We start from the raw sequence: 5702 nt of genomic DNA, 5'->3' as shown, positions 1-5702 counted from the left end.
GCGGGGAAAAGGGCTTCGGCTACGACCCGATGTTCATTCCGAACGGCCATGACCGCACCTTCGGCGAAATGGAGCCGGATGAAAAGACACCTCTCACCCACAGGGCAGACGCCTTCCGCCAGCTCGTTGATGCCTGCTTCCGGCGCTGACGCGGAACCGGGTTTCGGCGTTTACGTTCACTGGCCCTTCTGCCTGTCGAAATGCCCCTATTGCGACTTCAACTCGCATGTGGCGGCGAATGTCGATCAGCGCCAATGGGCGGCTGCGCTTGCGCGCGAGCTTGCGCATATGCGCGCATTGACCGGCCCGCGCGAGGTGGCGTCGGTCTTTTTCGGCGGCGGCACGCCCTCTCTCATGGAGGCCGCGACGGTCGAGGCGGTGATGGAGCGGATTGCCGCGCTCTGGACCATGAGCGGCGATGTCGAGGTGACGCTCGAGGCCAATCCCACCAGCGTCGAGGCCGGCCGCTTCCGGGGCTACAGGCGCGCCGGCGTCAATCGCCTCTCGCTCGGCGTCCAGTCGCTCGATGATCGCGAACTGAAATTTCTCGGCCGGCTACATTCGGCCGATGAGGCGCTCCACGCCATCGCGCTCGCCCGCGAGACTTTTCCGCGCCTTTCCTTCGATCTGATCTACGCCCGCCCCGGCCAGACGGTCGATGCCTGGGCGCGCGAGCTCAGGCTGGCGCTTGCCCATGCCGTCGATCACCTCTCGCTCTATCAGCTCACCATCGAGGAGGGCACGGCCTTCGCCCGCCTTTACGAAAAGGGCGCCTTTCGCCTGCCGGAGGAGGAGGATGCGGCGGCGCTCTATCGCCTCACGGGCGAGATCTGCGCCGAGGCCGGTTTGTCCGCCTACGAAGTATCGAACTATGCGCGGCCCGGCGCCGAGTGCCGCCACAATCTCGTCTATTGGCGCTATGGCGACTATGCGGGCGCCGGTCCCGGCGCGCATGGCCGGCTCACTCTTGGCGGCGGGCGCGTTGCGACCCGCGCGCTGAGGGCGCCCGGCGCGTGGCTAGCAGCCGTCGAGGAAAGAGGCCACGGGCTCGAAGCGGAAGAAGAGATCGGGCGCGAGGAGCAGGGCGAGGAGTTCATGCTGATGGGGCTTCGCCTTCAGGAAGGCATATCGCTTGCCCGTTTCGAGCGCCATGCGGGCCATGCGCTCGACGAGGGGCGCATCGCCCGTCTCGTCGAGGAGGGATTGCTTCGGCGCGAGGGCGGCCGCATCCGCGCCACCGACGAGGGCCGCCTCGTCCTCGATCCGTTGCTCGCGCGCCTTCTCGTCGCCTAGAGAGACGGCGGCACGTTGAAGCTTGCCGGCGCCGGGTCGATCACCACGGGGCCGCTGCTGTGCATTTCCATGATGGCGAGCCCGCGCTCCGTCCGCCCGTCGGGCAGGAAGCGGAAGATGCCGTCGACGCCCGCAAAGCCGTCCGGCGTCGTCAGCGCCGCCGATGTGAAGCGCTGGCCTTCGAGCCGCGAGGAAAGCGCGACCGTGAGGCTCACCGCGTCATAGGCAAGGCTCGCGATGCGCGGCGGCGTTCCGCCATAGGCGCGGATATAGCGCGCCACGAACTGGGCATGAGCCTCGGGCGGCGGCGCGGGATACCAGCCGGCTTCGAGCGAGGGTTCGCGTTCGAGCGAGGGATCGTCCCAGAGCCCGGTGCCGAGAAACTTCACCTTGCGCGGATCGACATCGTAATAGGGAAGGAGCGGCGCCAGCGCCTTCAGCTGTTGCCCTCCTTCAGGCAGAAACACCGCCTGATAGGTGACATCGCCGATCGTGTCGCGCTTTTCGAGCGCCTTGAGCCCTTGCACGTCGCCCGCCTTCTTGAGTTCGGCCCGCCTGGCGACGAGTGCGCCCTTGCGCGCGGCGTAATTCGCGATCCGCTCGACGGCCGCGTTCATGCTCGCGCCGTTTGCGGGATAGGTATCGACGGCGACGATATGCGAGCCGCGCTCGGCCACCGCCTGGCGGAAGACGCTGCCCACCCGCTCGCCATAGTCGTTCTGCGGAAAGAGCGCGGCAAAGCTCGTGAAGCCATGCGTCACCGCATAGTCGACGATGCGGGAGACGTCCTCGTCGGGCGGGAAGGAGAGAAGATAGACGCCGTTTCCGGCGACGCGCTGATCGGTCGAGAAGGCGACGACGGGCACGCTGGAGCCTTGTGCGACGGGCGCCACCGCCGTCACTTCCTCGGCGAAGAGCGGGCCGATGATGAGGTCGGCGCCCTCGCGGATCGCTTCCTCGGCCGCCGCGCGCGCGCCTGCCGCGCTGCCGCCGGTCGCCTTCGGCATCAGCAGGATGTCGGGATTGTTGAATTCGAAAAGCGCGAGCTGCGCGGCATTGTAGAGCGAGTTCGAGAGCGTGCGCACTTCGGCGCGCGGCGAGTTGAAGGGCAGGAGCAGCGCCACGCGCACGAGCGATCCGGCCCGCGCCTCCATCCCCTTCGGCGTGAAGAAATTGGCTTCGTCGCGCGCCGGCGGTCCGGCGGGCCGGGCCGGAACGGGCTGCGGCGCTGGCTCGATGACGGGCGGCGGTGCCTGCACGACGGGGCGCGGCGGCGGCGCTTCCCCGCCGCCAAAGCCCGCACAGGCCGACAGGCCGAGCAAGGCGCCGAAAACGAGAGCCGCCCGGACCCCGGACTTGAGGCCGGACATGAAGGTGGAAGGGGACTTGTGGGTCGGGGCAGCCAAGAGGGTCTTCCTCGCAAACGATGGATGCTGGAGCCTAAAGCATTTTCAGGCGAAGTGGATACCGGTTCGCCGTCCGAAAATGCGGTCCGAGGAATAAAGCATTCTCAGGCGAAGCGGATGGTCGCCGCGCTGGCGATCGTCCGGCCCCTGCCATTGCCAAATTGTGCCTTCCAGCGCAAGGTCGGCACGATTTCACCCGAGCGCAGCAGATATGAAGCCCCAGACCCCTCGCGCATCCCGCCTCGCCCCTGGCCTCTATGTCACGGCGACGCCCATCGGCAATGCCTCGGATATCAGCCTGCGCGCGCTCGAAGTGCTGCGCGAGGCCGATCTCGTTCTCTGCGAGGATACGCGGGTGACGGCGAAGCTCTTTGCCATTCACGGCATTTCGACCAAGATGGCGCCCTATCACGATCACAATGCCGCCGAGATGCGGCCGAAGGTCCTGAACCGGCTCGCGGCGGGCGAGGCGATCGCGCTTGTTTCGGATGCGGGTACGCCGCTCATCTCCGATCCCGGTTACAAGCTCGTGCGCGAGGCGGTGGAGGCCGGTCACATGGTGACCGCGCTGCCCGGCGCCTCCTCAGTGCTCGCCGCGCTCATGGTTTCGGGCCTTCCGACCGATCGCTTCCTTTTTGCGGGCTTCCTCTCCGCAAAGCGCGAGGCGCGGCGCAAGGAGCTTGCCGAGCTTGCGCCGGTTCCGGCAACGCTCGTCTTCCTCGAAAGCGCGAACCGCCTCGCCGCCTCGCTCGCCGACATGGCGGAGGCGCTTGGCGAGCGAGAGGGCGCGGTGGCGCGCGAGCTGACAAAGAAATTCGAGGAGGTGCGGCGCGGGCAGCTCGCCGATCTTGCGCGTCATTATGAGGAGGCGGGCGCGCCGAAAGGCGAGGTTGTGATAGTCGTCGGGCCCCCTGCTGCCCGCGCGCCGCTCGGCGCGCATGAGATCGACGCCATGCTCGAGAACGCCCTTGCCCGCGCGAGCCTCAAGGATGCGGTGGCCGAAATCGTGGCGATGACGGGGCTTCCCCGCCGCGAGGTCTATGCCCGCGCGCTCGACCTGTCGCGGGGCGGTGGCTGATGCGGGGTCGTCCCGCGCGGGATCGGGCCGCTCGGGGTCGGGCCGCGCATGAGGCGGGCCTGCGCGCGGAGGCACTGGCCGCGCTCGTCCTTCGTCTCAAGGGTTATCGCATCCTCGCCCGGCGCATCAGGACCAGAGCCGGCGAAATAGATCTCATTGCCCGCCGTGGCCGGACGATCGCCTTTGTCGAGGTCAAGGCGCGCTCCGGCCTCGACGGCGCCGCCGAGGCGCTGCTGGCCCGCCAACGCGCCCGTCTCGTCCGTGCGGCCGAACTCTTCGTGGCTGGCCGCCCCGCCCTCTCCGGCCTCGACATGCGCTTCGACATGGTGCTGGTCGCGCCCCGGCGCTGGCCGCGCCATCTCGCCGATGCCTGGCGGCCCTGACCGGGTCGGCCGATGAGCGGGGACATTCTGGCCCTGCGCCGCCATAATGTCGCCTCATGCGGATTGTCACCTCGCAACATGGATTCGTGTGACGAAAAGGGATGGAACCCATGCGCTATCTGCCGGAGCAGCTTTCCGCCTTCGCCGCCGGGCGGCGTACGCTTGTAGGTGTGGCGCTTCTCTCGGCGCTATGCGCCTCGGCCTGCGTGCCCCTCGTGATCGGCGCCGGCGCCACCGGAGGCGTGATGGCCGCTCAGGATCGCGGGCTCGAGCAGGGCGTCAACGACAATGAGATCGCCTTCGAGATCAATCGCAAGCTGGCGGAAAAGGATTCCAAGCTCTTCAGGCGCGTGTCGACGCAGGTTTCGCATGGCCGCGTCGTCCTGCTCGGCTTCGTCGAGAAGCCGGAGGATCGCGCCGCCGCCACCAAGGTCGCCTGGGCGGTCGGCGGCGTCAAACAGGTGATTGACGAATTGCAGGTCGGCAAGGGCCGCAGCTTCTCCGAAAGCACCGACGACACGCTCATCACGACCAAGCTCCGCGCCGCCATCACCGGCGACAACCGCATCGTCAGCATCAACTATTCGCTCGAAACGCTGCGCGGCACGGTCTATCTCATGGGCATCGCGCAGGATCAGGCGGAGCTCAATCGCGTCATCGCGCATGCGCGGGGAATTTCCGGCGTCCGCAACGTCATTTCGAATGTTCAGGTAAAGTCCTCCGCTGCCGCGCAATGAATCGCTAACGAATCCGGCCGCGATTTGATTGTTGGCCTTGCCGTACCGCCGTTTCCCGCGCAATGATCCGGCATGGGCAAGGCGGAAGACGACATCGAGGCCGAACTGCGCGCGGCGGGCGAAACACCCGACGAAGACCTCGACCTCGCTTCGCTCGCACTCGCGCTTGCGCGTCTCGACAGACCCACCGAACCTCTCGCGCCTTACGAAGATCATCTGGCGGAACTCGTGAGCGCGGTGCGCGCGGCGCTCGGCAGTGCGGACCCCGCGCGCACCGAGAATGCCGCCATCGTCTCGGGCGCGCTCGCGGGCGTGCTCGCCGGCCAGTTCGGCTATCGCGGCGACGAGCTCAATTACGACGATCTCCGCAACGCCAATCTCATGTATGTGATCGACCGGCGCAGGGGATTGCCGGTCACGCTCGGCATTCTCTATCTGCATGTCGGGCACCTGCTCGGCCTCGATATTTGCGGGCTCAATTTCCCCGGCCATTTCGTGCTCAGGCTTCAGACCGGCGCGAGCGCCTCGATCATCGATCCCTTCAATCGCGGCGAAACGCTTTCTCCCGCCGATCTTCTGCGACTGATCCGCGACATCGAGGGACCGGGGGCGACGCTTTCGCCCGATGTCTATGCGTCAGTGACTTCGCGCGAAATTCTGCTGCGGCTCCAGAACAACATATTGAGCCGCGCCATCCGCCTCGGCGAACTCGATCATGCCCGCCTCGTCGTCACACGGATGATCTGGCTGGCGCCGCGCCGCGCCGGCCTTCACTTCGAGCTGGGGCGCATCGAGGTCCATGCGG

7 protein-coding genes are annotated in these 5702 nt (G+C 67.2%); 6 read left to right on the top strand and 1 reads right to left on the bottom strand.

What is annotated here, in order from left to right:
• Nucleotides 1-29: 29 nt before the first annotated feature.
• Nucleotides 30-149, top strand: a complete 120-nt coding sequence (locus WBG82_RS04610; RefSeq protein ID WP_424421957.1) for a non-canonical purine NTP pyrophosphatase — start codon at nt 30-32, stop codon at nt 147-149.
• On the top strand, nt 130-1293 hold the full coding sequence (gene hemW, locus WBG82_RS04605) for a radical SAM family heme chaperone HemW (RefSeq protein WP_424421955.1): 1164 nt from the start codon (nt 130-132) through the stop codon (nt 1291-1293). Before WBG82_RS04610 ends, hemW begins: the two co-directional genes overlap by 20 nt.
• Here the strand turns inward: hemW and WBG82_RS04600 are convergent.
• A complete protein-coding gene (locus tag WBG82_RS04600) occupies nt 1290-2699 on the bottom strand; it encodes a penicillin-binding protein activator (RefSeq protein ID WP_424421952.1) in 1410 nt (469 codons plus the stop codon). The genes hemW and WBG82_RS04600 overlap by 4 nt on opposite strands.
• Before the next feature lie 211 nt (nt 2700-2910).
• Here WBG82_RS04600 and rsmI point away from each other — a divergent pair, with 211 nt between their 5' ends.
• The 4 genes from rsmI to WBG82_RS04580 all read left to right on the top strand — a co-directional run.
• A complete protein-coding gene (gene rsmI, locus WBG82_RS04595; protein ID WP_424421949.1) occupies nt 2911-3777 on the top strand; it encodes a 16S rRNA (cytidine(1402)-2'-O)-methyltransferase in 867 nt (288 codons plus the stop codon).
• Complete coding sequence (locus tag WBG82_RS04590; protein ID WP_424421947.1) at nt 3777-4160, top strand: YraN family protein; 384 nt, start codon at nt 3777-3779, stop codon at nt 4158-4160. The genes rsmI and WBG82_RS04590 overlap by 1 nt, the downstream gene beginning before the upstream one ends.
• Nucleotides 4161-4270: 110 nt before the next feature.
• Nucleotides 4271-4897, top strand: a complete 627-nt coding sequence (locus WBG82_RS04585; RefSeq protein WP_424421944.1) for a BON domain-containing protein — start codon at nt 4271-4273, stop codon at nt 4895-4897.
• Between the two features lie 72 nt (nt 4898-4969).
• Nucleotides 4970-5702, top strand: a 733-nt coding sequence (locus WBG82_RS04580) for a SirB1 family protein (protein ID WP_424421942.1), incomplete at its 3' end; no start/stop codon positions are given.

Origin of the sequence: Parvibaculum sp. (genome assembly GCF_049671045.1) — a bacterium.
In the GTDB taxonomy this organism is placed as follows: domain Bacteria; phylum Pseudomonadota; class Alphaproteobacteria; order Parvibaculales; family Parvibaculaceae; genus Parvibaculum.
The sequence above is the reverse complement of the archived record's forward strand: the minus strand, read 5'-3'. Positions and strand labels throughout refer to the sequence as shown.